At 29.5% G+C, this 21,302-nt stretch carries 24 protein-coding genes, 1 tRNA gene and 1 riboswitch; of the genes, 7 read left to right on the forward strand and 18 right to left on the reverse strand.

The features are described from left to right. Nucleotides 1–251: 251 nt before the first annotated feature. Entirely contained in the window at nucleotides 252–974 is a 723-nt protein-coding gene (locus O3884_RS03780) for a metallophosphoesterase (protein ID WP_371451784.1), read from the reverse strand. Nucleotides 975–1,166: 192 nt separating this feature from the next. Between O3884_RS03780 and O3884_RS03785 the strand changes: the two genes are divergently transcribed. After that, the gene (locus tag O3884_RS03785; protein ID WP_371451786.1) at nucleotides 1,167–2,006 is read left to right on the forward strand and encodes a TehB-like domain-containing protein; all 840 of its coding nucleotides are present in this window, start codon (nucleotides 1,167–1,169) and stop codon (nucleotides 2,004–2,006) included. 43 nt (nucleotides 2,007–2,049) lie between these two features. On the opposite strand, the gene O3884_RS03790 is transcribed toward O3884_RS03785, so the two are convergent. After that, nucleotides 2,050–2,553, reverse strand: a complete 504-nt coding sequence (locus O3884_RS03790) for a GNAT family N-acetyltransferase (RefSeq protein WP_371451788.1) — start codon at nucleotides 2,551–2,553, stop codon at nucleotides 2,050–2,052. Between the two features lie 52 nt (nucleotides 2,554–2,605). Continuing rightward, on the reverse strand, nucleotides 2,606–3,064 hold the full coding sequence (locus O3884_RS03795) for a low molecular weight protein-tyrosine-phosphatase (RefSeq protein WP_371451790.1): 459 nt from the start codon (nucleotides 3,062–3,064) through the stop codon (nucleotides 2,606–2,608). 160 nt (nucleotides 3,065–3,224) lie between these two features. Between O3884_RS03795 and tehB the strand changes: the two genes are divergently transcribed. The 4 genes from tehB to O3884_RS03815 all read left to right on the forward strand — a co-directional run bounded on the left by tehB (nucleotide 3,225) and on the right by O3884_RS03815 (nucleotide 6,887). Further along, complete coding sequence (gene tehB, locus O3884_RS03800) at nucleotides 3,225–4,088, forward strand: SAM-dependent methyltransferase TehB (protein ID WP_371451792.1); 864 nt, start codon at nucleotides 3,225–3,227, stop codon at nucleotides 4,086–4,088. A 63-nt stretch (nucleotides 4,089–4,151) separates the two neighbouring features. Further along, nucleotides 4,152–4,241, forward strand: a riboswitch (TPP riboswitch). Nucleotides 4,242–4,322: 81 nt separating this feature from the next. Next, a complete protein-coding gene (locus O3884_RS03805) occupies nucleotides 4,323–4,880 on the forward strand; it encodes an ECF transporter S component (RefSeq protein ID WP_371451794.1) in 558 nt (185 codons plus the stop codon). Then, a complete protein-coding gene (locus O3884_RS03810) occupies nucleotides 4,880–6,250 on the forward strand; it encodes an ABC transporter ATP-binding protein (protein WP_371451796.1) in 1,371 nt (456 codons plus the stop codon). Before O3884_RS03805 ends, O3884_RS03810 begins: the two co-directional genes overlap by 1 nt. Beyond that, nucleotides 6,231–6,887: an energy-coupling factor transporter transmembrane component T gene (locus tag O3884_RS03815; protein ID WP_371451798.1), complete on the forward strand. Its 657-nt coding sequence runs from the start codon at nucleotides 6,231–6,233 to the stop codon at nucleotides 6,885–6,887. The genes O3884_RS03810 and O3884_RS03815 overlap by 20 nt, the downstream gene beginning before the upstream one ends. 60 nt (nucleotides 6,888–6,947) lie before the next feature. Here the strand turns inward: O3884_RS03815 and O3884_RS03820 are convergent. Next, nucleotides 6,948–7,044, reverse strand: a tRNA-Sec gene (locus tag O3884_RS03820). Between the two features lie 229 nt (nucleotides 7,045–7,273). Here O3884_RS03820 and O3884_RS03825 point away from each other — a divergent pair. After that, nucleotides 7,274–7,726: a LytTR family DNA-binding domain-containing protein gene (locus O3884_RS03825; protein ID WP_294682318.1), complete on the forward strand. Its 453-nt coding sequence runs from the start codon at nucleotides 7,274–7,276 to the stop codon at nucleotides 7,724–7,726. A 6-nt stretch (nucleotides 7,727–7,732) separates the two neighbouring features. Then, nucleotides 7,733–8,416, forward strand: coding sequence for a LiaF transmembrane domain-containing protein (locus O3884_RS03830; RefSeq protein ID WP_371451800.1), 684 nt, complete (start codon nucleotides 7,733–7,735; stop codon nucleotides 8,414–8,416). A 44-nt stretch (nucleotides 8,417–8,460) separates the two neighbouring features. Here the strand turns inward: O3884_RS03830 and O3884_RS03835 are convergent, their stop codons facing one another. The 14 genes from O3884_RS03835 to O3884_RS03900 all read right to left on the reverse strand — a co-directional run bounded on the left by O3884_RS03835 (nucleotide 8,461) and on the right by O3884_RS03900 (nucleotide 21,198). Beyond that, nucleotides 8,461–9,039 (reverse strand): TVP38/TMEM64 family protein, encoded by a 579-nt coding sequence (locus tag O3884_RS03835; RefSeq protein WP_371451802.1) that lies wholly within the window; start codon nucleotides 9,037–9,039, stop codon nucleotides 8,461–8,463. A gap of 10 nt (nucleotides 9,040–9,049) precedes the next feature. After that, nucleotides 9,050–10,540 carry a TIGR04282 family arsenosugar biosynthesis glycosyltransferase gene (locus O3884_RS03840; protein ID WP_371451804.1) on the reverse strand — a complete coding sequence of 497 codons (1,491 nt, stop codon included), beginning with the start codon at nucleotides 10,538–10,540 and terminating at the stop codon, nucleotides 9,050–9,052. Between the two features lie 285 nt (nucleotides 10,541–10,825). Continuing rightward, nucleotides 10,826–11,713, reverse strand: a complete 888-nt coding sequence (locus O3884_RS03845; protein WP_371451805.1) for a rhodanese-like domain-containing protein — start codon at nucleotides 11,711–11,713, stop codon at nucleotides 10,826–10,828. Between the two features lie 156 nt (nucleotides 11,714–11,869). Next, nucleotides 11,870–12,601 carry a rhodanese-like domain-containing protein gene (locus tag O3884_RS03850; protein WP_371451808.1) on the reverse strand — a complete coding sequence of 244 codons (732 nt, stop codon included), beginning with the start codon at nucleotides 12,599–12,601 and terminating at the stop codon, nucleotides 11,870–11,872. A gap of 223 nt (nucleotides 12,602–12,824) precedes the next feature. Beyond that, nucleotides 12,825–13,538, reverse strand: a complete 714-nt coding sequence (locus tag O3884_RS03855; protein WP_371451809.1) for an HAD family hydrolase — start codon at nucleotides 13,536–13,538, stop codon at nucleotides 12,825–12,827. 215 nt (nucleotides 13,539–13,753) lie between these two features. Next, nucleotides 13,754–14,293, reverse strand: coding sequence for a serine O-acetyltransferase (cysE, locus tag O3884_RS03860; protein WP_371451811.1), 540 nt, complete (start codon nucleotides 14,291–14,293; stop codon nucleotides 13,754–13,756). After that, on the reverse strand, nucleotides 14,293–15,201 hold the full coding sequence (gene cysK, locus O3884_RS03865; RefSeq protein ID WP_371451813.1) for a cysteine synthase A: 909 nt from the start codon (nucleotides 15,199–15,201) through the stop codon (nucleotides 14,293–14,295). The genes cysE and cysK overlap by 1 nt, the downstream gene beginning before the upstream one ends. A gap of 273 nt (nucleotides 15,202–15,474) precedes the next feature. Continuing rightward, on the reverse strand, nucleotides 15,475–16,356 hold the full coding sequence (locus O3884_RS03870; RefSeq protein ID WP_371451814.1) for an RluA family pseudouridine synthase: 882 nt from the start codon (nucleotides 16,354–16,356) through the stop codon (nucleotides 15,475–15,477). Beyond that, nucleotides 16,349–17,161: an NAD kinase gene (locus O3884_RS03875; RefSeq protein ID WP_371451817.1), complete on the reverse strand. Its 813-nt coding sequence runs from the start codon at nucleotides 17,159–17,161 to the stop codon at nucleotides 16,349–16,351. The genes O3884_RS03870 and O3884_RS03875 overlap by 8 nt, the downstream gene beginning before the upstream one ends. Continuing rightward, complete coding sequence (locus O3884_RS03880) at nucleotides 17,142–17,708, reverse strand: DUF402 domain-containing protein (protein ID WP_004263672.1); 567 nt, start codon at nucleotides 17,706–17,708, stop codon at nucleotides 17,142–17,144. Before O3884_RS03880 ends, O3884_RS03875 begins: the two co-directional genes overlap by 20 nt. A gap of 183 nt (nucleotides 17,709–17,891) precedes the next feature. Then, a complete protein-coding gene (locus O3884_RS03885; protein ID WP_003147395.1) occupies nucleotides 17,892–18,209 on the reverse strand; it encodes a metal-sulfur cluster assembly factor in 318 nt (105 codons plus the stop codon). A gap of 22 nt (nucleotides 18,210–18,231) precedes the next feature. Beyond that, a complete protein-coding gene (locus O3884_RS03890; RefSeq protein WP_371451820.1) occupies nucleotides 18,232–19,275 on the reverse strand; it encodes a hypothetical protein in 1,044 nt (347 codons plus the stop codon). A 94-nt stretch (nucleotides 19,276–19,369) separates the two neighbouring features. Next, nucleotides 19,370–20,059: a hypothetical protein gene (locus tag O3884_RS03895; RefSeq protein ID WP_371451822.1), complete on the reverse strand. Its 690-nt coding sequence runs from the start codon at nucleotides 20,057–20,059 to the stop codon at nucleotides 19,370–19,372. 134 nt (nucleotides 20,060–20,193) lie between these two features. Beyond that, nucleotides 20,194–21,198, reverse strand: coding sequence for a hypothetical protein (locus O3884_RS03900; protein ID WP_371451824.1), 1,005 nt, complete (start codon nucleotides 21,196–21,198; stop codon nucleotides 20,194–20,196). Nucleotides 21,199–21,302: the final 104 nt, after the last annotated feature.

Below are 21,302 nucleotides of genomic sequence, written 5' to 3' on the forward strand. Positions count from 1 at the left end.
TTTAAACTTTAAACTATTATTAATCCATTAAAAGACTATTAAATCAGCATTCAGGTCAAAATAATCATTTAAAACTTAAAACTAAATTTTAAGTATATTTAAGGTTCAGAGATTATAATTAATCCATAACTAGTAAATAGTTATAAACTTCATAAACTTTCCTTTTCTATAAGAGACCGAGACAAATGTGCTCGGTTCTTTTTTTGTTTAAAAAGAGCAGATATTAGCATTTTAGCTATATCTGCCCTTTTTTATTTCTCATAAACATCTTCTTTCAACATAGAACTTTGTTTTACCATTAAATTCTCTTTTTCTATTATTACTATATTTAATTTTCCTCCGTAAACACAACCTCCATCTATATTTACTCTATTACTTTTTTCTTCATAATATGGTTCTTGTTTTACAGGGCTATGTCCATGAAATACCTTTTTATTATATTTTTCATTACTACTTAAAAATGGTTCTCTTATCCAAATCATATCTCTATGTGTTTGATTCCAAAAATTCTTCGTGAAATCTACCCCCGCATGAATAAAATAGTAATCTGAACTTTCATACCTTGTTGGAAGGTTCTTTATCCATTTTCTCAAATGCTTGTATTCATCAGCAAATTTCTTGAAATAAATACCTCTAGTTTCTACTGTAGCTTCTGGATAAAACGATTGCAATGTTGTTAAGCCACTATTTCTAAAATAATGATCTTGTCTTACCGAAAGATTATTACCATATCTCGCCTCTTTTATTGCAAGATTAAACATATCTTCATGATTTCCTAATAGCACTACATGCTGTGGATTTTCCTGTTGAAGGTTATAGAAAAACTCCCAAACCAACTTCGTGTTTTTCCCTCTATCACACATATCACCTAAACAAATAACTTTATCATTTTTACTATTAAAATTTATTTCATCTAATAGTTTCTTCATCGTAAAAAAGCTACCATGAATATCTGAAATTACTATTGTTCTCATAAAAACACCTACTTTATTTATCTCTTGTTTCTATAATAATGCAAAATTACAACATTGTAAATAGTAATCTTCCAACTATACTAATCTCTTTTTCTACTATTTTAATTTTATTTATTTTTCTTTCGGTTATCATTTTTAATCAAGCTTTTCACGTGATATAATGTTAGTAAATTATCCAGAAAGGAGTAGCATATGGAAAATAATTTACTTTGTTTTAAAAGTACATCTAAGCTTACTGCTCTCTCTTTACCGAAGATTTATAAAGAGGGATTTTTCACAGAAGATGGTGTTTGGACAAAATTAACAATATTAAAAGGTAAAATGAAATTTGCTTATCTTAATTTGGAAAATGAGACTATTCGACAATATTCTCTTAATCCAAAAAGTAATCTTGAGCTTATTAAACCTCTCAGTGTTTTTAAAATTACACCTAACTCTACAGATTTACAATTCAAATTAGAATTTTATTGTTCGCGTGAAGACTATTTCTATAATAAATATGATTTTAATCTTCCTCATCCTGAGGTTGTTAAAGCAACGAAAATCATAGAGCCATGTAAAACATTAGATCTCGGTGCTGGTAAAGGACGAAATTCTCTATATCTTTCATCATTAAACTTTAATGTTACGGCAATAGATTATAATGCTGAGTTTTTACACGAACTAACAGATATTTCTATTAAAGAACAACTGGATATTAATGTAATTGACCATGACATTGCAAAAGCTAATATTAAGGGAAGTTATGACTTTATTTTCTCTACTGATGTTTTCATGTATTTGAATCCAACAAGAATTCAAAGTATTATTTCTAATATAAAACAACAAACACACCTTAACGGTTATAACCTAATTGTCAGTGCATTAAATGCAACAAAACACGGTCGTCCTCTAATACCACTTCCTTTCACTTTTATTGAAGGAGAACTTAAGGAATATTATGAAGATTGGAAAATCATCAGTTATACTGAAAACATTACAGCTTCTCCTTATCCATATGCTATGATACTTGCCCAAAAAGTTTCAGAATAAACTTAACCCCACAAGACCTTTTGTTTTCTTGTGGGGCTTTCTTCTATTCAATATTTTCTCTAATATCTTTTTGGTACCAAACTACATCATACCAACGATTAAATTTATAACCTACTTTTTCAAAGTGAGCTACTTTTCTAAATCCTCTTTTTTCATGGAAAGAAATACTTCCTTCGTCTGGATAGGCAATACATGATGTCAATCTACATATTCCTCTGTCATAAAGTTGTTTTTCAAGTTCAGAATACAAATTCTCTCCAACACCTTTACCACGAGCTTTTTCATCTAGATAGATTGTAATCTCAGCTGTCCATTTGTATGCATCTTTTGGATAAAACTCACTAGCATAGGCATATCCTAGCATATCATTTCCTTCTGTTGCTACTAAAAAAGGATAACTTTGAATAGCCTTCGAAATCTTTTCCTCAAATTCATGTACACTTGGTACAGTATAATCAAAAGTAATTGCCGTATGTTCGACATATGGTCTATAAATATTTACTAATTTTTCGGCATCTTCTAATTCAACCGTTCTAATGTTTATCATGATTTTCTCCTTAAATACTTTCTGTTTAAAAGTTTATAAAGCTACAAACCTATTAAAGATCTTCTTTTTTTATTTTATCTAGTAAAGCAGCGCAACCCTTTGTTACATCGTTAAATGTTGTCTTGAAATCTCCTGTATACCATGGGTCATCAATAATTCTATCCTCTCCAGCATACTCTAATAATTTCTTAACCTCACCTGTTTTTCTACCTGCGATGAATTTTTTAATATTTTCTATATTGCTGTCATCCATTCCCACGATATAATCTGAATCTAGGTCATTATCGTTTAGAATACGAGAATACATCCCTTCTACACCGATACCAACTTTTGCAAGTTCCTTTCTAGTACCACTGTGTACTGGATTTCCGTGTTCCCAACTACTAGTTGCAGCTGAATCAATTAAGATTTTTTCACTTAAGCCTTCTTTTTCAACCATATCTCTAAATATTGCTTCTGCCATTGGCGAACGACAGATATTACCTAAACAAACGAATAACACTTTTACCATTTTTTCATTACCTCATTAATATTTATTATCTATCTTATTATAACACAAAGTGATTAATTCAACATAATAAAGATAAAAGTACTAATCACACCTCTTGTTTTATTTTTATATTTTACATGTTATAATGAAATTAAACTTAACCGTTAATAAGGAGATTATTATGACAAAAGACTTAGTATGCTATAAACGATTACCAATTTGGACAACTGAAACACTTCCTAAACCTTTTAGGCAAAAACACAATACTAGAAAAGACGTCTGGGCAAAATTAACAATTCTAAAAGGACAGCTTCAATTTACAGAATTAACTGAAGATAATGAAGTTATAGCTGAGCACATTTTCACTCCTGAGAGTAATATTCCTTTTGTAGAGCCGCAAGCATGGCATCGTGTCGCACCTCTATCAGATGATTTAGAATGTTTCTTAGAGTTCTACTGCGAACCGAAAAACTACTTTTCTAACAAATACGATATAAACCCTGCTCATTCTGAAGTAGTAGAAGCCCTAAAGACTATTAAGCCTTGTAAAACATTAGACTTAGGCTCTGGTCAAGGTCGTAATTCTTTATTTCTTTCTAAACTTGGTTTTGAAGTGACTGCCGTAGATAATAATATTCCTGCTCTAGAATTTTTAATGGAAACATCTAAAATTGAAAATTTAGATATTAAAATAGGGAGCTATGATATCAACACAGCAGCTCTTAGAAATACCTACGACTTTATTCTTTCAACAGTAGTTTTAATGTTTATCGAAGAACAATCTATACCTAATGTTATTAAAAATATGCAAGAGCAGACTAATATCGGTGGCTATAATTTGATAGTAGCAGCAATGTCTACTGATGATGCACCTTGTCCGCTTCCTTTCCCTTTTACTTTTAAAGAAAATGAACTAAAAGAATATTATAAAGACTGGGAGTTTATTAAATATAATGAGGATTTTGGACAGCTTCATAAGACTGATGCGAATGGTAATAGGTTTAAATTACGTTTTGCTACTATGCTAGCTAAAAAAATTAAATAAATTTTTTCTGTAAGCTACTTTTTTGACACCGTTATTAACTCATGTTATAATTTTAACTAATCATTAAAACATTTGGGGTGCTTTTTTGCTGAGAATATACCCATAGAACCTGATGTTGTTAGGACAGCCGTAGGAAAATGTTTAATCTTTATCAAGTCTATTTTAAAGTATATATATAATTTAAAAATACCTCTTGTTGTTTTAATGAATAAAAAATAACAGGAGGTTTTTCTTATGAAAAAATGGTCTACAAAGGACATAATTATTTTAGCTTTAATAGGTTTCTTATTCGGGGGGATTTTCCTTGCCGCTGGTTGGATTTACGCTGTTTTAGAAACAGCACTTACTCCATTAGGGTATGCACCTTTTGCAAATTCAATTTTATTTGGATTGTGGGTTATGGCCGCACCAGTTGCTGCAGTATTAATCAAAAAACCTGGTAGTGCTACACTTGGAGAAGTTCTAGGTGCTCTGGCAGAAATGCTATATGGTTCATTTTTCGGAGCTGCGGTTCTTGTTTCAGGTTTAGTACAAGGATTAGGATCTGAGTTTGGATTTTTTATTACTAAATACAAACGTTATGATTCAAAATCACTATTTCTTTCTGCAATAGGTATTACTGTCTTCAGCTTTGTATATGAATATTTCAAACTTGGTTATGAAGCATATTCTACAGGTATGATTATAGCATTGTTTGCTGTTCGTTTTATCTCTGTAGTAGTTTTCGGAGTTGTCTGTGTTAAACTAATCTTGAACATCGTAAATAAAGTACAAAACAGTGGTAATAAATAATGAATATCATAGAAATCGATAATTTTTCTTTGAAAATTAAAGATAAAGTCTTATTTGATAATGTTAGTTTAAAAATAAAAGAACATAGTTGGTTAGTTTTAACCGGAAATATTGGTAGCGGTAAGTCTACCCTGCTTCGTACTATTTGTAAATTAAATAAAGAACATTACGAGGGAGTAATTACTTACAAAGAGAAAAATATTGTTGATATTCCTATGCAAGAACATGTTAAAAATATAGGGTATGTCATGCAACATGCGATTAATCAATTTGTCATGCCTACTTTGGAAGAAGAAATAATTTTTGCATTAGAGAACTTATGTCTAGAGCCGCAAATTATTGATGAAAAATTAGACTACGCTTTGTCTATTACAAACACTCAAGAAATTTCTACTAAACATATCCATACATTATCTGGGGGAGAGCGTCAACGAGCTGCTTTTGCAGTAGCATTAGCTATGGGAAGTGAAGTTTTAATTTTAGATGAACCATTTGCCAATGTTGATAAGAAGACTCGTAATTCTCTACTAACTCTTCTGAAAGACTTAAACAACCATGGTGTAACTATAATCGTATGCGATCACGAGCACCAACTATACTTGGACTATGCTGATACCTTTACATATCTTTCTAATGGTAATTTAGAGTTAGTAACAAATCCAACATCTAAAAATTCAAATGTAAAACTATGCAATAACACTCATTCTGAACAAATCTTAAGACTAGAAAACATTTCTATTCAACAAGGAAAAAAAGAATTATTAAATGTTGATGATTTTCATATATTTAAAGGTATTACGACTTTAACGGGGGATAATGGAACAGGAAAAACAACATTATTGCATGCTATTTCACAATTAAAAAAATACGATGGAACTATATACTTTAATGAAGAAAAGGTAAAAAAATCAAGGAAGTTATATAAAAAAATAAGTACTTGTTTACAAGATGCATTTCAACAATTTATTAGCTTAATGCCTCGTGAAGAGATTTCAATGCAGAAAGATATTTGGGAATACGCTACCTTATGGCAAGAGAGACTTTTAAAAGAATTCGATTTAGAAAAAGAACTTGATAAAAGTTTATATTATTATAGCGGTGGTCAGCGAAAACTTATTCAACTTATGTGTTTATTAAGCCAAAAAACTGAGCTATTGCTTCTTGATGAACCTTTTACTCATCTTGATGAAAGAGCCTGCTCATTTATAATGGATTGGATTGAAGAAAATAAAAGACTTGCTGGACAATCATTTATTATTGTAAGTCATAGATTAGAGCCACTAAATAATAGGAGCGATTACCATATTGAAATTTCAAACAATACGCTACATTATATAAAGGAGGATTGTTATGAAAAAGAAAATAATTAGTCCTACTCTTACTCTTATTATAATGTTATTAACTATCTGGATTTCATTTAGTAAACTACTAGTACCAAATATTATTATAATCGCTACAACAATATTTTTACTTTTTTTATCGAAATATTGGAACAAACTTCTAATTTTTATTTTTCTACCTCTACTGCCCGCTATAGGTTCTGCTTGGGCTATTATTGTTCATAGTTCTAATTATAAATATGCTCTTTTAATTTTCACTAGGACATATAGCTTTGCAGCTTTAGGATTAATCTTGGCAACATATATTTCACTTGTAGAATTACTAAAATATTTCGAACAACACGGACTTTCTTCAAATATCGTATACGGACTCTTAGTAGTAATTCAAGCATTACCAAGAATTCAATATGAAACTCAAATGATTACTAAATCTAGTCGTCTTCGTGGTATATTTTTACCATTTTGGTCGCCTTATTACTATGCTAAAGCCATATTTATCGCATTAACTTGGCAACCTCAAATATCTGAGGCGATGACAGTCCATGCTTATGAAGACTTCAAAACTCGAACACATTATAATAAATACACTATTGATAAAATCAAAAGTCTCTTTATTATTATACTTTTCTCTATACTATTAATCCTTTTATTAATCATAAATAAATAAAAAGATGCCATCATGAACTAAATTCATGATGGCATTACTATGTTCAAAAAATAAAAAAACTGGCGGGAATGTGTGGGAATCGAACCCACCCAAGAGGCTCTTAACCCCTCATACTAGTTTTGAAGACTAGAGAGCACACCAGAACTCATCCACTCCCATTTATGTTTATATTATACAATAAATATAATAAAAAATCAAGATGATATGTTAACGCATCCAGAACACCTTGTTTATATGTAATAAATCAACTTTCCTCTATTTTTCTAAAAGAAACGATTAAATTATTAACCACTTGCTTCCTATTTTTTACCACTTACCTAAAAGCTATTAAGTTTCACACTAAAATAATATATAATATAACTATAAACATTTAGAAAGGAGACAATATGAAAATTAATATTGAGTTGGACTCAAATCTTAAAGAAATTGAACTAGTTATTAAGACCCCAGACTTAAATAGTAATGTCATCTTAATTAAAGAATTAGTTGAAAAAGCTATAGTAAATTCTCAAAAAATAATTTTCTACAAAGGCGACTCTGAATATTTCATCCCTCTAGAATCTATTTTATTTTTTGAAACCGATGATAATAAAGTCTATGCTCACACTACCGATGAATTTTTCGAGGTTAAATTCAAATTATATGAATTAGAACAACTTATTCCTTTTTACTATTGTCGAATTTCTAAGAGTTCAATAATAAATACAAAAGCAATTTATTCACTAGAAAAATCTTTTTCTGGCTCAAGTACCGCTTCTTTTTCTAATTCAAAGAAGCAAGTCCATATTTCAAGACATTACTACAAAATATTAAAAGATAAATTAAAAGAAATGAGGTAAAAATAAATGAGAAGAAGTTTTATTGGATTATTCTTTATAATCCTTGCAGTAACTACTTTACTTGATGGATTTAGTATTTTCCCAAACGGATCAATCTTTCTAACTATATGTACTGTTGTACTAGGATTTTTCGCAATCCGAGGTTTAATGGATTTTGATTCATTTGGAACTATATTTCCCCTAGCATTATTATTCTATGTATACAATAAAAATTATCACTTTGCTGATATATCAGGTGGGAAAATATTCTTTGTTGCTGTTTTCCTTAGTCTAGGTATTTCTATGTTTGTCCCTAGAAAATACAAATATAGAGAATTCAAAAGCTTTTACAAAGTAAAAAAACATCAAAAAATAAAAAATGGTAATGATTTTTCTGATGTAACATTCGGAGAAAATGTTCAGTATGTAGACATAACTAAATCTGATTCATTCTCTGCTTCTACAACATTCGGAACTACTACTATCTACTTTGAAAAATTAGATACTTATCCTATTAAGAACTTTGACCTTAATGTTTCTATTTCTTTTGGCAATCTAAAAGTCTATGTTCCTAAAGAATGGGCAATCGAGAATAATACAAATAACTTCCTAGGAAAAGTTCAAAAACATACTCACAACATCGGAAAAGATGTTAAAATTATCCTAAATGGTTCTGTAACATTTGGGGAAGTTGAAATAATTCATGTATAAAAAAATAACTCTCAAGAATTCTAGAAATCTTGAGAGTTCTATTTTTAATTGTTTTCTGCTTTCTTTTGCTGTTCTCTTTTCTCTACTAACTTAGATAAATAGATTGATCCAACAGTTAATAAAATTACTAATAATGAAGCTATTAAAAATTCTTTACTAAAGACATTTGTACTAGTAGCTCCAAAGTTTAAGAATACTACAGTTCCAGGGATAATACCAAGTACACTCGCTATCATATATTTTGATAAACTGATATTAGTTAAACCATATCCATAGTTTATCATATTATATGGTACTAAAGGTATTAGTCTCAGTATTACTAAACTCATCATTAGTTTTTCATCACTAACATTAAAAATTCTATCGTGTTGCTTAGGTGTCATTTTTTTCTTAAGGTAGTTTTTCACCCATTCACGACCGAAACGACGTGATATTACAAACATAATATAACAATTTAATGACGCTCCAACGAAAGTTAGTAAACTTCCTTCTACAAAACCAAACGCTACTCCTCCAGCAACAGCAAGTATTGGAACCGGAAAGAAAAATACCGGTAAGAACATAAACATTAATACATAAATTATCGGTGCTAAGACACCAAAACTTTGAATAAACTCAGTCATTACTCTCCTCCTATTTAAAATATGCTGATACTTTCTCTAAAAACTCTAATTCTATATATGAAGCAATTTTCTTAAATGTAGTTTCATCCATCAGCATTTTATCATTTTCACTATACTGCCTAAATGCCATACTACACCAAGTAACTCCTCTTAGGCAATTAAATATTAAATATCTCTCGAATCTTTCTCTATCAAAACTTCTATAATTACTATATTCTTCTAAAAACTCATTAATTTCATTTTCTGATAAAATAATATCAGTTTTCCAAAATGTCGTTGTCGGTGCTAGGAAGTGTGCTAAATCCTGTTCACATTCACCAATTAACGCCTTCTCCCAATCAATAATATAGCTGTCTTCTTTTCCTTCTCCTATTAGGAAATTTCCTGAATTTAGTTCAGTGTTTATAATACACGGATTAGCTATATCATATTCTTCTGGAATAAGTGTTTGACATTTTTCTAAAAAGGTTTTGATATAGTTACTAACCTTTTCGTCTGCCTTCTCCCAAGCTAAATACTCACCAGACATCTGTTTACATTCATCAAACATGAGTTGGAATGGGTTAGTTGCATTGATTAAGTTATTGTCTCCATATGGTGTATTATGAACCTTACTTAATAAATAAGCTGCAATATGCATATCTGTTTTGTAATTAAGTGGTCTTCCCTTTAGGAATTCCATTGTTAAATATTTATACGGTAATAAATTTGTCTCTGTTACTAGATCATAAGGTTTTGGTGTAACTCCACTGTCTTTCAACAATTGTAGTGTTTCATATTCATATTCTATTTGATTTTCAAGATTCATCTGACTCTTCATGTTTATTCTGAGAACCTTTTTCAAATCTCCTTCATCAAAGGTAAAGTTAATATTATACTCCCCTGCACCTAATAACTTAATATTATTATAACCTGTCTCTGCTAATAGAAGATCTTCTTTCGTATCAATATCTAAGCCAACTTCTCCTAAATAATAACTTAGATTTTGTTTATTACATACAGTAAGTAAATTCTCTAAAACGGTGTTATCCCCGTAACTTGGAAGATCGAAGACCTCTTTAATAGCTTTTTTCATCCCTATTAAAAAATAACCACCATCAACACTTGGATTTATAACGACATCATACTTATCTAACTTTTCAAATGCAGTATTAATCATATCTTTTTTTAGATTATAGATATCAGAACCTAGTAAAATCACCTTGTCACTAGTTTTTAATTCTTGTTCAATAGCATTATACATCTTATCACCAAGTGTTTCACCTACTTGATAAGAAAATTCTCTATTTTCTAAAATATGCTCCATCACTTTATCATCAATGTTTTGTCCATCATGGTAGACTACTACTTCTTCAGCACTTGCTTTTAAAACACTATAGTTTTTTTTCATTAATTTTTTTTGGATTTCTACAGCTGTATCCGGAGACACAAAGTCATATAACCTTGTTTTTGTTGTACCTACCTTAGGTACTCTTGTAAAAAATATTATCCTGTTTTTCATCTCTGAAATTTTCCTTTTATACAAAATCTTCTGAGGGAGTGACTCAAAAATCGTGATTTCGGAGAAATCGATTTTGTCGAGTCATCCCCGCACAATTTATTGATATCTAAAAAGCTTTTATAAAGCGTATTTAGATATCAATAAACCACTGCGTCTGTGAGTTCTCATATGAACTTTGTTAAATTTTAAGACTTTTGGGGCAGTCCCCTATAAAGAAAAAGGGCAACTCAACTACAAAATTTCTGATTGAAATTACTATTTTGAGTCACCCTTTTGCATTATATATTAATGTTTGTGTCCAGCATGATCATCTTTCTTATCTGCAGAATGATCATGTCCAGAATGGTCTTCTTTCTTCTCTCCAGAATGATTGTGACCTTCATGACCTTCATGGTTTCCACAGTTTTCACAATGTCCTTCATGTTTTTCTGAACCTTTTACTGCATCACTTGGATCTTTACAACAGTCAGCAATTTCAAATTTATAACTAAATTCTTTAGTTCCATCAATTGCATTAAAGACATTTTTATATCCTAAGTCAACTAGTTTTTGAGCCACTACAGATGAACTGTTTCCAGTATTACTATAAACATATATAGGAACCTCTTTGTTTTCAGGTAAAATAGATTGTAAACTATCTAATTTGTTCACATCGATATTTTTAGCACCTGCTCCATGTCCTTTTTCAAACTCAGCTTTATCTCTTACATCTAAAAATACATTATTTGCTGCAGTATCTAGTAAAGCATCCTGGAATTTACTTCCACTTAATGAAGTATATTTTACAAGATCGTAGCTAAAGTCTTTTACATTTTGAGCTCCAGTTACATCTTTAAAACCTTGTTTTGTAAGTTTATCTACAGCATCTTTAGTCTTGTCAGACTTATCACTATAAACAACAACTTTTTTCTCTCTCCATTTTCGGATTTCTTCAATACTCTTATCTATTTTTGATAATGGAATGTTAATTGCGTGTTTAAGGTGACCTTCTTTATAAGACGCTTCATCCCTAATATCTATAACAAGATAGTTTTCTTTTTCCTTATCATCTTTTTGAATTTTGTTTAACTCCTCACCTTTTAATTCTTTTGCAGATGAAGTAGTTGAACATCCTACTAAAGTTAATGATAACACTGCTGACATACTTACAGCTAAAAATTTATTATATTTCATTTATATTTCTTCCTCTCCTTATTTAATAAAAGACAAGGTGGTAACCCAAATTTCTCATGTATTTACGTAGAACCCTGTCCCTTATTAGTATAACTTAAAAATAGTTTTTTTTCTAATAAATTATATTATATTTTACTCATTTTTTATAATATTCTCTTAGAATTTATATTCGTGTTCTTTAGCTCCATCAAAAGCATTATACACATTTGTATATCCTAGTTCTACTGCTTTTTGGGCAGCTTTAGATGAACGGTTACCACTGTAGCAATATGTGTACACTGGAGCATTTTTATCTGCTGGTAATAATGCTGCTAAATCTTTATCAATATTTTTAACATCGATATTTTTAGCCCCTTCTACATGCCCTTTTTCATAATCTTTTGCTTCACGAACATCGATAAATGTCCCTTCTTTTTTATCAATTGCTGCTTGGAATTCATGAGCAAGTAAAGTAGTGAATTTAACTATTTCATAGTCTTTATAGTCTTTCACACCTTGAGCATTAGAAACTTTTTTAAATCCTGCTTTTACAAGTTTGTCAGCAGCTTCCTTACTCTTTTTACCTGTATTACAGATTGTTACTACTTCTTTATCTTTCCATGCACTTAAGTGCTCTGCATGTTTTTCAATATCAGCCAATGGAATATTAATAGCGTGTTTTACATGCCCTTCTTTATATTCATTAGCGTCCCTTACGTCGATAACAAGGTATTTTTCTTTTTCTTTGTCATCTTTTTCTATTTTATTCAGCTCGTCTCCTTTAAGTTCTTTTACTGCAACAGTTCCATTATTGCTAGTCGAAGTACTATTTGAAGCTGAAGAACACCCTGCTAATGATAAAGATAATACAGCAGCCATACTGACAACTAATAATTTATTCTTTTTCATAAATTTATCTCCTTTGTAATAGTTTTCATAAATAGTATAACAAATTCAATAAATTCAATCAACAGCACTTCCCAAGATAACGAATAATTATTTTACTTTTTACGTTATATTTTAATTTACATAAAAATATAATAAAGGCTATAATCTACTAGTGATTATAGCCTTTATTATATACCTTATTTTTTTTATACTTTCATTATATTCAAAAAAATAATAATATTTTTTACAGTTTATTAGCTTCTAACTCTGTAAAAAACTGGATAATGTTTTTAACTTTATAACCAGAGTAATTTTCTAACTTATCATCAAAATGCCATTTTCTTTCTACTAAACAGGTTTTCATTCCCAGTTTATTTGCTGGGTTTATATCATGATGTAGCGAATCTCCAATCATCATAGTTTCACTAGCCACTATCTTTTCCTTCTCTAAAACATTAATAAATGCTTCTGCTTTGGGCTTACTAATATGAGTTTCACCTGAAATATAAAGTTCGAACATATTCTCTAAACCTAACTTAGCTAACTTTTCCCTCTGTTCGCAAGATTTTCCATTAGTTAATAATATCATTTTATATTTTTTACATAAACGACTTAGCCATAAATTTACTTCTTCATTAGGTTTTATTGATTCTATTATAAAATCAAACTGTTTCTCATAATAAACATTACAATCTTCTTCAGTAAGAATAATTCCAAATTTCTCTAAGGTTAGCTTTAATCGTTTATTCCTGATTTCTCTTAGCTTAATATTTCCCTTTAAAACCTCATCCACCAGCATATTGTTAATAACTTTATACTGTTTAAAAAATTCTTCATAACTTACTATTTTATCGTATTTCAAGTATTCATATACCTGCTTATTAGATTTTTTCCAAATAGTACTAAAATCATATAATGTATTATCTAAGTCAAAAATTAAATTTTTTATCGTAGACATCAATTCCACCTCCCTTATTAAAATTCATGTTAACTATTTATATACATTCTCAATACTATTATAACATAATAATAAAAAATAAAGGAGCTCATTTCTAAAATCATAATTTTATAAAATTCAATTTATTGAATAGCTCCTTTATTCTTTTACATTAATATTTAATTGTTGAGTTCTTATAGTTTAAAAGTAAGTGCCTGCAGATACTTCCTTATTTTTTAAATCTTAGCTTCCTCAGATTCTAAATACTTTACAGCTGGTCTCGCTTCATAAACGATTGTTCCGTCAGGTATGCTATGTTTAACAACTGCATTTGCACCTATTTTAGAATTTTTACCGATTGTAATATTTCCTAAAACTTTTGCTCCAGCACCAATCATTACATTATCGCCTATCGTGGGATGCCTTTTAATTGGATCTAATGTTGTTCCACCTAACGTCGTACCATGATACATTGTTACATTATCACCTATTACTGCTGTTTCACCTATTACTACACCCATGCCATGATCAATAAATAAACCTTTGCCTATTTTTGCTCCTGGATGTATTTCTATACCAGTCTTACGACGTGCTCGTTTCGCTACTAAACGAGCAGCTGTATGCCAGCCCTTTTTATATAACTTATGCGCAAAGAAATGATAATTAAGAGCTTTTATATGAGGATATGTAAGATATATCATAAGTTTTGACTCAGCTGCAGGATCATCTTTCAAAACTCGATTCAAATTATAATTTAAATTTTCAAAATAACCCATTACACTTCTACGTGCGTAACATCCTCAAAATCAAGTACTGATAAATACTTATCTACTCCATCCGGTAAGATTGTTACGATATTTTTTCCTGGATATTTCTCAGCAGCTTTCTTAGCTCCGACTATTGCAGCTCCTGAAGAAATACCTATACCGATACCTGTAGAGCGTAAGAAGTTTTTAGTTTCTTCGATTGCTTCTTCACTAGTTACAGTATATACTTCATCCATATACTCTTTTCGGAAGTTTTCTGGAATAAATCCTGTTCCGATACCTTGGATTTTGTGCGCCCCTCCACGGCCTTCGCTAATAGCTGGTGATTCTGCTGGTTCTACAGCGATCGATACAACTTCTGGTTTTTGTTCTTTCAGATATCTTGCTACACCAGTAAATGTTCCTCCAGTACCAACACCTGCAACAAAAACATCAATATTTGGAACTTGTTCTAAAATTTCACGTCCTGTTGTTTTGTGGTGATATGCTGGGTTAGCAGGATTATCAAATTGACTTAAAGAAATTGCATTGCTGTATTTTTCTCGAATTTCTGCAGCTTTTTCGATTGAACCTTTAATACCTAATTCTTTAGGAGTTAAAATTAGTTGTGCTCCATAAGCTTTGATAATATTACGTCTTTCAATACTCATACTCTCAGGCATGATTATAACAGCTTTTAAACCTAAAACTGAAGCTAAAATAGCCACAGCTATACCAGTATTTCCACTAGTCGGTTCTACTATAATAGTATCTTTATTAATAGCACCTTGAGACATAGCTTCTTCTAACATACCTAGTACAGCTCTGTCTTTTACACTTCCTCCTAAGTTATATTTCTCTAATTTCACAAAAATGTTTGTGTTATCTAGTTGATATACGGGTGTATTACCCACGAATTTTAATGATGTTGAGATCATAAAATCCCTCCTCTTCTGACTTATTAAAATAACTTTATTATTTGAATTTGATTATATCATATTTTCTTACTGAAAATAAAGTAATTAAACTAACATTTTTTAACGTATACATAAACTTAAAACAATTATATTTTTAAAAAATATGATAATACTAATATAACGAATTAAAAAATTCTAATTTTTAGTATACTTTATTTAATAATTCTTTATATAAATTACTACAATATTCCTAAAATAAATCACTAGAAAATAAAAAAACATAACAAGTAAAAATTACTCATTATGTCTAATTATATTGATCATATCTTTTGGTAAATCTGCTTTTACATTCACCACTTCATCAGTAATAGGATGAATAAATTTCAAATTTGTACAATGGAGAGCTTGTCTAGATATGCTACTTACATCCCCACCATATAATTCGTCACCAAGGAGCGGATAACCTTTGTATTTCATATGTACTCTTATTTGGTGAGTTCTTCCTGTATAAAGCTTTAGTTTAACAACACTGATATCTTTGTCTGAAATATACTCTTCTAGCCAATACTCAGTCTTAGCAAATTCTCCACCTTCACCTACTTCACGTTCTATAATACTAGAACTAACTCTGCGGATAGGAGCTTCAATAATTTCATTATCTTTTACTTTTCCACTTACCAAGGCAGTATAAAACTTATCTATCTCCATATTACTAAACAATGCATGGATGTGTCGATGCTTAGCAACTAATACTAATCCTGACGTATTCTTATCAAGACGTGTTACAATATGCGGAATTGTATTGATACTTTTACTCTTAAAATAATAATTTATTCTCTCAAGAAGTGATTCATCCTCAAGATTTCTAGACGGTATTGAAGGTAAATTAATCTCTTTATTTACAATTAAAAAATATGGATCTTCATAGATAATATTAATACCCTTATCAATAAATCTAACAAATTCACTAAAATTTTCACTCGGTAAAGTAATCTCTACGATATCATTTTTTTTCAGAAGATATCTAACATTCTCTTCCCTACCGTTTACTTTTATACTTCCATCACTATCAAACTTTATTCTTGTTAAGGTTTTTCTAGAAATATTATTTTCTAACAGAAACTCCCTTAAAATTTGTTCTTCTTTAATAGTATATTTTAAAACAATATTAGTCATTTTTAATAAATGATCTCTTTACTCTTTGCCAGAAGCTATCTTCATTATAGCGAATAAATGAAACCTTCTTATCCTTTGCTAAAGTTATTTTTATTTTAGCTACACTATCATAATTATAATGCATGTGATCTACAGTAATACGATGATTTTCCGGACTCATAGGTTTAATCATTAGCTCATCATTCTGAGATAAGATTAATGGATTCCCCAGTGTTCTATAAACAAGATTGTTTAAGGCTGCTATTTCTGTTACCTGATATAATGGTAATTGTGGATGAATTACAGCGCCACCTAAACTCTTATTATAAGCAGTTGAACCAGTTGGTGTACTTATACATAACCCATCACCTCTAAAACTCTCGAAGTGAACGCCATTAATATAAACTTTCGCAGCATACGTTACACCGGTATGATTGTTTACAGTCACTTCATTTAAAGAATAATAATCTGAAACTAAATCTCCATTAGAACAATATGCTTTAACTCTCAATAACGGATATTCCTCAATTTTGGGAGTCAGCGCCAACATATCGAAGAATATTTTTTCATAGTTTTGTACTGAATAATCAGTATAAAAACCTAAATGGCCTGTATGAATTGATAGAAATTTCACTGTGTCTAACTTATCCATGTATTTATTAAAAGTACGAAGTACAGTTCCATCTCCACCAATTGCAAAAACATAATCCGGATTCTCTACATCTTCTGTCAAATTACTAGATAATAAAAATTCTTTTAATTGCAAACCTATTTTTTCTGAAATCTCATCATGTCTTACTTCGACACTAAATTTTCCTTTTAACATTTTGATCTTCACCCATTATTTTTTCATAGTTTTCTAACCAGACATCAGCAAAATCTGGTGCAAGTGCTCCATGATTTTTATCAATCCATTCTTGAAGTTTATTCACATTATACTTCAAGATCTTATCAATTTTTTCACCGTACTTGTATCGTACTTTATTCTGATTGTATTCATCTTCATCTAATAAGAAATATTTTCCATCAGGATATTTCTTTATATCTAAATCATAATCGATATATTTTACCCCATCTACATCATATGCAAATGGACTACTTAAATTTGAATAATAATGAACTCCATCTTCCCTAAACATACAAATTATATTAAACCAACATTCATTATGAAAATATACTAAAGCTACTTCTTTAGTAACCCACGTTCTTCCATCATTTTCAGTAACAAGTGTCCTGTTGTTAGCTAAAATCAGAACTTGTTCATCCGCTTCTAGTACAACATTTTTATGCCAAATTCTATGAATAGAGCCATCATGTTTATATGCTATTATTTTAACTACATCGCCCTTTTTAGGTCTTTCTCCTCTGTACATAGTGCCTCCTTTCATACTCTTTTTTAATGTCTTTTTAATTATAACATATTTAATATATTTCATTCTACTCTAATAACAATTTTTTTATAAATTTCTCTATCCATTTTCTATAAGTTATATTAAAAAAGCAACTTCAAAATTTTTCTTAAACTCAATTTTGAAATTGCTTTTTGTATTTATATTCTATTCATAATCAATGACTCCAAGAGCAATCTTAGCATATCGTGACATTTTATCTTTTGTCCATGCTGGTTCCCAAACTATATTTACATCTACTTTCTCTATCTCATCAACACCAAGCATTGCTGTCTCAACTTGCTCGATGATAATAGGAGCTAAAGGACAACCCATAGATGTCAATGTCATATCGACTATAGCGTGCTTATTATCATCACTCATCTTAACATCGTATACTAATCCTAGGTTCATTATATCGATACCAAGCTCAGGGTCTATTACATTTTCTAATGCTTCTATTACTCTATCTTTTAATGTTTCCATTTGTTACACCTCTTCTTTATTCTTAAAAATCATATTCTACTTCTTTTCCATATTCTTCTTTTAATATTTTTCCTAATTCAGTAATTTCTGCTGTTGCATCTTTATAATATGAACACATTTTTATTACTTCATTTGATTCAAATTCTCTATAAATTTCCGCTGTATAGTACTGGATATTATTTTTCGAATCATTTATATCACTAAAAGTAATCTTCGAAAATCCTGATAATAATTCGAAATTAAACACCCCTCCATAAAATACCAATGCGTCTTTATATATTAAAACTCTTAAATTTTTGTTTATATATTTTGCTTCTCGTATTAAAATATCTACATCATATTCTGTCTCTGGATATTCAATGAATAATTCTTCATATTCCGCTTTAGATTTTCTAATACCTTTTATTATAGATCTAATTAACAATAATGTAGCCAAAACAATAGCAGCAGGAAATCCATAAATACCTAGGTAATATATAGTTCCAGGTACTTTTATATAGACATTTGAAATAAAAGGTTTTTCTTGTAATTTACTTTTATAATTAGCTTCTGTCTTATCTAATCCAAGGTCTTTAATTACCTCTAGGATTCTAACTTTAGTCAAAGTACTATGTTCTGCAGCAGCATTGAATTTATCTAACAATTCAGGAGAAATATTAGTTTTTCCTTTGCTTCCTTTTTCTTCTATTACATCTATGCGAGAATAAAGATTTTTATCTTTCAGATTTATAATCTTGCCTTCTGGAACATCACTACTTTGGATTAATTTCTTAATATCTTTTTGTGTAGCCTTTAATATTACAAAACCATTTTCGTGTTGAACCATATAAAATTTTTCATCGTCAGCTAATTTTTCATCTACTATATCAAGTTTTTCGATTGCTTCTAATTTAATATAAGTAATTCCGGAATAATTCCCCGTGAATTGATCACCTTCATTATATAACGTTTCAGCAGACTTTGTATAGCTATTATATGAAGCTATAGTAGCAATCAAACTAACAAAAATCAAGTTTATAGCAATGAATATTTTTAACCTTGTTCCTCTTAAATAACTCTTCTTCATAACTTCACTTCCTTTTTTATTTAAACTTTTCTTTACACACTAAAATATCTATAACACGTTCTATCTATAAATATTCAATAATAAATTTTTCATATTAATCTCTAGATTTTCTAATATCTTTAATTATAGAAGTTATCAAAAATAATGTACCTAGAATAAAAATCGTAGTAAATATATAAGTACCCATGTAATATAAATAACCAGGTACTGTTAGATATACATTAGAAACAAAAGGTTTTTCTTTTAATTTTTTATAGTAGGCTTCTGTTTTATTTGAGCCCTCTTCTTTTAATACATCTGAAACCCTTCCCTTAATCAAAGAACTATGTTTTGCTGCATCATTGAATTTATCTAATAATTCAAAAGAAATATGAACTCTTCCTCTGCTACTTCCTTTTTCTCTTTTTACATCAACACGAGAATAAATATTTTTATCTTTTACATTTATTATTTTCCCCTCTGGTACATCACTACTGTGAATTAATTTCTTAATATCATCTTGTGTAGCTTTTAATATTACAAAACCATTTTCGTGTTCAACCATATAAAATTTTTCGTCTTCATCTAGTTCTTTATCTACTATATCTAGTTCCTCAAGAGCTTCCAATTTAACATATGTAATCCCTATACTTTCACCTTCAAATTGATCACCTTTTTCATATGACCTTTCAGGAGAGCTTATGGTGTTACTATATGTTGATCCAACAGCTATAATACTAACAAAAATAAACATTATAGCAAAAACTATTTTTAACCTTATACCTCTTGGTTCCCTCTTCTTCATAACTTTCCTTTTCGTCCTTAATTATTTAGATTTTCTATAATTATACTTTTTATTTTCTTTATAAATTTTTGAAATACCCTCTATTCGCTATTTTCAGGTATTCTCTTAGAGTTCTAATGTTTTTACGTTTTTTATCAAAAATTATATTTTACTGTTTTTCCAAAGGTTTGTTTTAATATTTTTCCTAGTTCGTAAATATCTTCTCTTAAATTTTTATAGTTCAAACAGACTTTTACTTTTTCGTCTGTTCCAAAATTATTATGGAAATATGCTATATAGCTTATACCTCTACCTTTTCGAATTTCCCTATCAAAAGTTACCTTTGAAAAACCTGATAATAATTGGAAATTAAACCCTCTACCATATAATATTAATGCATCTTTGTATATTAGAACCTTTAGTTTTTTGTTTATATATTTTGCTTCTCGTACTAAAATATCTAAATCTCGTTCTATCTCCGGATATTCAATGAATAATTCTTCGTACTCAGCTTTAGTTTTTCTAATATTTTTTATTACAGATTTAATTAAGAAAAACGGAATAAGAAGAAATACTACTTCCGCTCCATAAGCTCCAATATAATATCCTATACCAGGTACTGTTAAATAATAGTTAGAAAGAAATGGTTTTTCTCGTAATTTACTTGAATAATCATCTAATACACTCCCTCTAAATATTGAACTGTGCTCAGCAGCATTTTCAAATTTTTCTTTTAATTCTGGAGAGATATTTATTTTTTCCCACTTACTCTCTCTTTCAAATATAGCATTAACACGAGAGTAAATATTTTTATCCTTTAAATCTATTATTTTGTCATTTGGTATATCATTACTTTGAATTAATTTTTTAACATCATCCTTAGAAGCTTTTAACATTACAAAACCATGTTCATGCCGAAGCATATAGAATTTTTTATTATCCTTTAAGCTATCATCTGTAATATCTAATTCTTCAAGGGCCTCTACCTTAATAAAAGTATACCAACTAACTTTTGGGAATTGTTTTCCTTCTTTATACTGAACTTCTGCTGATCTTATATGATTTTTATATAGTCCTATGGTTGCTGCGATGCTAAACAAAACAAACAATATTGCAAAGAATAGTTTTAACCATGTTCCTCTTAAATAACTCTTCCTCATAACTTTCCTTCACGTCCTTAATTATTTGGATTTTCTATAATTATACTTTTTGTTTTCATTATAAATTTTTGAAATACCCTCTATTCGCTATTTTCAGGTATTCT

This window comes from Gemella sp. 20925_1_85 (assembly GCF_041433735.1).
Lineage (GTDB): Bacteria > Bacillota > Bacilli > Staphylococcales > Gemellaceae > Gemella.

Bases quoted from the DNA above. Each gene is read 5' to 3' on its own strand.
- O3884_RS03880 (WP_004263672.1), bottom strand. From the start codon at position 17,708: ATGTACAGAGGAGAAAGACCTAAAAAGGGCGATGTAGTTAAAATAATA.
- O3884_RS03785 (WP_371451786.1), top strand. From the start codon at position 1,167: ATGGAAAATAATTTACTTTGTTTTAAAAGTACATCTAAGCTTACTGCT.
- O3884_RS03810 (WP_371451796.1), top strand. From the start codon at position 4,880: ATGAATATCATAGAAATCGATAATTTTTCTTTGAAAATTAAAGATAAA.
- O3884_RS03845 (WP_371451805.1), bottom strand. From the start codon at position 11,713: ATGAAATATAATAAATTTTTAGCTGTAAGTATGTCAGCAGTGTTATCA.
- O3884_RS03890 (WP_371451820.1), bottom strand. From the start codon at position 19,275: ATGAAGAAGAGTTATTTAAGAGGAACAAGGTTAAAAATATTCATTGCT.
- O3884_RS03875 (WP_371451817.1), bottom strand. From the start codon at position 17,161: ATGTTAAAAGGAAAATTTAGTGTCGAAGTAAGACATGATGAGATTTCA.
- tehB (WP_371451792.1), top strand. From the start codon at position 3,225: ATGACAAAAGACTTAGTATGCTATAAACGATTACCAATTTGGACAACT.
- O3884_RS03855 (WP_371451809.1), bottom strand. From the start codon at position 13,538: ATGTCTACGATAAAAAATTTAATTTTTGACTTAGATAATACATTATAT.
- O3884_RS03795 (WP_371451790.1), bottom strand. From the start codon at position 3,064: ATGGTAAAAGTGTTATTCGTTTGTTTAGGTAATATCTGTCGTTCGCCA.
- cysE (WP_371451811.1), bottom strand. From the start codon at position 14,293: ATGGGTTATTTTGAAAATTTAAATTATAATTTGAATCGAGTTTTGAAA.
- O3884_RS03815 (WP_371451798.1), top strand. From the start codon at position 6,231: ATGAAAAAGAAAATAATTAGTCCTACTCTTACTCTTATTATAATGTTA.
- O3884_RS03790 (WP_371451788.1), bottom strand. From the start codon at position 2,553: ATGATAAACATTAGAACGGTTGAATTAGAAGATGCCGAAAAATTAGTA.
- O3884_RS03870 (WP_371451814.1), bottom strand. From the start codon at position 16,356: ATGACTAATATTGTTTTAAAATATACTATTAAAGAAGAACAAATTTTA.
- O3884_RS03830 (WP_371451800.1), top strand. From the start codon at position 7,733: ATGAGAAGAAGTTTTATTGGATTATTCTTTATAATCCTTGCAGTAACT.
- O3884_RS03900 (WP_371451824.1), bottom strand. From the start codon at position 21,198: ATGAGGAAGAGTTATTTAAGAGGAACATGGTTAAAACTATTCTTTGCA.
- O3884_RS03825 (WP_294682318.1), top strand. From the start codon at position 7,274: ATGAAAATTAATATTGAGTTGGACTCAAATCTTAAAGAAATTGAACTA.
- O3884_RS03850 (WP_371451808.1), bottom strand. From the start codon at position 12,601: ATGAAAAAGAATAAATTATTAGTTGTCAGTATGGCTGCTGTATTATCT.
- O3884_RS03835 (WP_371451802.1), bottom strand. From the start codon at position 9,039: ATGACTGAGTTTATTCAAAGTTTTGGTGTCTTAGCACCGATAATTTAT.
- O3884_RS03840 (WP_371451804.1), bottom strand. From the start codon at position 10,540: ATGAAAAACAGGATAATATTTTTTACAAGAGTACCTAAGGTAGGTACA.
- O3884_RS03885 (WP_003147395.1), bottom strand. From the start codon at position 18,209: ATGGAAACATTAAAAGATAGAGTAATAGAAGCATTAGAAAATGTAATA.
- cysK (WP_371451813.1), bottom strand. From the start codon at position 15,201: ATGATCTCAACATCATTAAAATTCGTGGGTAATACACCCGTATATCAA.
- O3884_RS03780 (WP_371451784.1), bottom strand. From the start codon at position 974: ATGAGAACAATAGTAATTTCAGATATTCATGGTAGCTTTTTTACGATG.
- O3884_RS03895 (WP_371451822.1), bottom strand. From the start codon at position 20,059: ATGAAGAAGAGGGAACCAAGAGGTATAAGGTTAAAAATAGTTTTTGCT.
- O3884_RS03805 (WP_371451794.1), top strand. From the start codon at position 4,323: ATGAAAAAATGGTCTACAAAGGACATAATTATTTTAGCTTTAATAGGT.